At 63.6% G+C, this 4,291-nt stretch carries 3 protein-coding genes; all 3 read right to left on the reverse strand.

The features are described 5' to 3' along the window. Nucleotides 1–2,720 (reverse strand): aminomethyl-transferring glycine dehydrogenase (gene gcvP, locus ACR0I0_RS20515; RefSeq protein ID WP_480492669.1); only part of this gene is annotated, 2,720 nt, incomplete at its 3' end. Between the two features lie 144 nt (nt 2,721–2,864). Beyond that, a complete protein-coding gene (gene gcvH, locus ACR0I0_RS20520) occupies nt 2,865–3,230 on the reverse strand; it encodes a glycine cleavage system protein GcvH (RefSeq protein WP_171638644.1) in 366 nt (121 codons plus the stop codon). Between the two features lie 17 nt (nt 3,231–3,247). Then, on the reverse strand, nt 3,248–4,291 hold a 1,044-nt coding region (gcvT, locus tag ACR0I0_RS20525), incomplete at its 5' end, for a glycine cleavage system aminomethyltransferase GcvT (RefSeq protein ID WP_480492670.1).

Raw genomic sequence — 4,291 nt, forward strand, 5'->3', positions numbered from 1 at the left:
TGTTCGCGGGTGTAGGGGCGGTCCCAGTCGCCGACCAGATCGCGCACCGTGTGGGGGGCGTTTTTCAGCGGGTTGTTTTCCGCGTCGATCTTGCCGTCGATGATGTCCTGCGCTTCCGAGCGGATCGACAGCATGGCATCGCAGAAACGGTCCAGTTCGGCCATGGGTTCCGACTCCGTGGGTTCCACCATCAGGGTGCCGGCCACCGGCCAGCTCATCGTTGGCGCGTGGAAGCCTGAATCGATCAGGCGTTTGGCCACGTCATCGACGGTGACATGCGCCTCGGCGTCCAGGGGCCGGGTGTCGAGGATGCATTCATGCGCCACACGCCCCGTTTCCGAGGTATAGAGGATCGGATAGGCATCCTTGAGCCGCGCCGCGATGTAGTTGGCGTTCAGGATCGCCACCTTGGTCGCCTGCGTCAGACCCGCGCCGCCCATCAGCAGCACATAGGCCCAGCTGACCGGCAGAATGGACGGAGACCCGAAGGGCGCCGCCGAGACCGGGCCCACGGCGGTGCCGTATTCTGGGTGCCCGGGCAGGTGCTCGGCCAGATGCGCCTTGACGCCGATCGGACCCATGCCGGGGCCGCCGCCGCCATGCGGGATGCAGAAGGTCTTGTGCAGGTTCAGGTGGCTGACGTCGCCGCCAATGTCGCCGGGGCGCGACAGGCCCACCATGGCGTTCATGTTGGCGCCGTCGATATAGACCTGACCGCCGTGGTCATGGGTGATCTGGCAGACCTCCTGCACGGTGGTCTCGAACACACCATGAGTGGACGGGTAGGTGATCATGCAGGCGGCCAGATGATCCGAGTGCTTTTCCGCCTTGGCGCGGAAGTCGGCGACATCGATATTGCCCTTGTCATCCGCCTGCACCGGCACGACCTGCCAGCCCACCATCTGCGCCGAGGCCGGGTTGGTGCCATGGGCCGAGGTCGGGATCAGGCAGACATTGCGGTGCCCTTCGCCGCGCGCAAAGTGATAGTTGCGGATCGTCAGCAGGCCCGCATATTCGCCCTGCGCGCCCGAGTTGGGCTGCTGGGAGATCGCGTCATAGCCGGTGATCTGGCACAGCTTGTCGTTCAGATCGGCGATCATCTCGTGATAGCCCTGCGCCTGATCTTCGGGGCAGAACGGGTGCAGATTGCCGAACTCGGGCCAGGTGACCGGGATCATCTCGATCGTGGCGTTCAGCTTCATGGTGCAGGACCCCAGCGGGATCATCGCCCGGTCCAGCGCCAGGTCGCGGTCGGCCAGACGACGCATATAGCGGGTGATCTCGGCCTCGGCCCGGTTCTGGTGGAAGATCGGGTGGGTCAGATAGGCGCTTTCACGCAGCGCATAATCCGGCAGGCGGTATTGCTTGTTCGAGCTGTCATCCTTGCGGTCGATGCCGAAGGCCCCCCAGACCGCCTCGATCGTCTCGGGGCGGGTCTGTTCGTCCAGGCTGATGCCAACCTTGGTGTCGCCCACCTTGCGCAGGTTGACGCCGCGCGCCACGGCGGCCTCCATCACCGTCTTCTGCAGATGGCCGACCTCGACCGTGATCGTGTCGAAGAACACCTCGGGTTCGACCGAGAAGCCCGCCTCTTCCAGGCCGGCGGCCAGGCGCGAGGTCTTGCGGTGCACCGACTGGGCAATCGCCTTGATGCCGTCGGGGCCGTGATAGACCGCATACATCGAAGCAATCACCGCCAGCAGCGCCTGCGCGGTGCAGACGTTCGAGTTCGCCTTCTCGCGGCGGATGTGCTGCTCGCGGGTCTGCAACGACAGGCGGTAGGCCTTGTTGCCGCGGCTGTCGATGGACACACCGATGATCCGGCCCGGCATGGATCGCTTCAGCTTGTCGGTGGTGGCCATGTAGGCGGCGTGCGGGCCGCCATAGCCCATCGGCACACCAAAGCGCTGGGTCGAGCCAATGGCAATGTCCGCGCCCATCTCGCCCGGTGACTTCAGCAGCGCCAGCGACAGGATGTCGGCGGCGACGATGGCGATGGCCTTGTGTTCATGCAGCGCCGCGATCTCGGCGGTGAAGTCGCGCACATGGCCATAGGTGCCCGGATACTGGAAGATCGCGCCGAATACCGCGCCCGCGTCCAGCTGATCCGGGTCGGCGACCTGCACGTCGATGCCCAGAGGCTCGGCCCGGGTCTTGATCACCGCGATGGTCTGCGGGTGGCAGTTCTTGTCAACGAAGAAGGCCGCGTTGTTGGCCTTGGACCGGCCGCCGCGCTTGGCCATCGCCATCGCTTCGGCCGCCGCGGTGGCTTCGTCCAGAAGCGAGGCGTTGGCCACGTCCAGCCCGGTCAGGTCGCTGACCATGGTCTGGAAGTTCAACAGTGCCTCAAGACGGCCCTGGCTGATCTCGGGCTGGTACGGCGTATAGGCGGTGTACCAGGCCGGGTTTTCCAGGATGTTGCGCAGGATCGGCGCAGGCGTGGTGGTGCCGTAATAGCCCTGACCGATCAGCGAGGTCAGAACCTTGTTCTTCCCCGCCACCTGTTTCATGTGGAAAAGCGCATCGCGTTCCGTCATCGCCGGACCCCAGTCCAGCGGCTGTTTCTGCCGGATCGCCGGGGGGACGGTGGCGTCGATCAGCTCGTCCAGCGTCTTGAAGCCGATCACCTGCAGCATGTCGCGCATCTCGGTCGGGCTGGGACCGATATGGCGACGGTTGGCAAAATCATAGGCTTCGTAGTCGGTCAGTTTGAAGGCCATTGCAGCGCTCCCATGGATAGGTCAGGGCCGGCGGAGACTGCGGGAGCCTCCGGCGGGGATATTTCTTGCCAGATGAAGGGCGGGGCCCAAATTCGGCGGCATCAATTAATTCGATGGAGCCCCATGCCGGGACTCCGTTCGGGTTTACCCGATGAAGGCTTTGTATCCGGCTTCGTCCATCAGATCCTCGAGCTGCGACGCGTCACTGATCTTGATCTTGTAGATCCAGGCCTCGCCCTCGGGGTCGTCGTTCAGCGCGCCGGGATTGTCGGCCAGCGCCTCGTTCACCTCGACGATCTCACCATCGACCGGAGCATAGAGTTCCGAGGCCGCTTTGACGGATTCGATCACACCGATCTCGCCGTCTTTCTCGAACTCGTCGCCCACTTCCTGCTGCTCGACAAACACCACCTCACCCAGCTGTTCAGCCGCGTGTTTGGTGATGCCCAGCGTGGCGGTGTCGCCTTCGACGCTCAGCCATTCATGTTCTTCGGAATAATAGGTTGCCATGCTTCTCTCTCCTGACTTCAACGCTTGTAATTCTGTTTGACGAAGGGCAGCGCCACGATCTGCGCCGGTTGCGCCTTGCCCCGGATGATCAGGTTCACCTTCTCGCCCGGCGCGCCATGGCCTTTGCTCACATAACCCATCGCAACCGGGCCGCCGACCGTGGGGCCAAAGCTGCCCGAGGTGATCTGACCGATGGTGTTACCCTCTAGGCATTGCACTTCCACGCCCTGACGCGCCGGCGCACGGCCGTCGGGCTTGATGCCCACCAGCTTGCGGGCTGCGCCCTCGGCCAGTTCGCGCTGGATACGCTCCGCCCCCGGAAAACCACCTTCTTCCTTGCGGCGCTTCTGCATCGCCCAAGCCAACGAGGCCTCGACCGGCGAGGTGCTCTGGTCGATGTCATTGCCATAGAGGCACAGCCCGGCCTCAAGCCGCAGGCTGTCGCGCGCGCCCAGACCCGCCGGTTCGCACTCCTCATGCGCCAGGAAGGCCCGTGTGATCTCGATCGCCTTATCCTCGGGGATCGAGATCTCGTACCCGTCCTCACCGGTATAGCCCAGGCGCGAGATACGGCATTCAACGCCGTTGATATCGGCCACGGTGGTTTCCATGAACTTCAGATCGCGGGCAGCGGGGCAGAGTTCCCCGACTACATCTTCGGCCTTGGGGCCTTGCACGGCCACCAGCGCGCGGTCGAAGATCTCGGTCACCTCAACCCCGTCCAGATTGTCGCGCATATGCGGAATGTCCTGATGGCGCAGCGCCGCGTTCACCACCACAAAGTAGTGATCCCCCGCATTCGACACGATCAAATCGTCCATGATCCCGCCTTCGGCATTGGTGAAGAACCCGTACCGCGCCTTGCCTTCCTTCAGCGTCGCATAGGCCTGCGGGCACAGAGCTTCCAGCTTCTCACCCACATTCTCACCGCGCAGGATCACCTGACCCATGTGAGACACATCAAACAACGCCGCCTTCTCACGGCACTGCTTATGCTCTCCCATGATCCCCAAAGGATACTGAACAGGCATCTCCCAACCCGCAAAATCAACCATCTTGCC

This window comes from Ruegeria sp. AG6 (assembly GCF_056541565.1).

Bases quoted from the DNA above. Each gene is read 5' to 3' on its own strand.
- gcvH (WP_171638644.1), bottom strand. From the start codon at position 3,230: ATGGCAACCTATTATTCCGAAGAACATGAATGGCTGAGCGTCGAAGGC.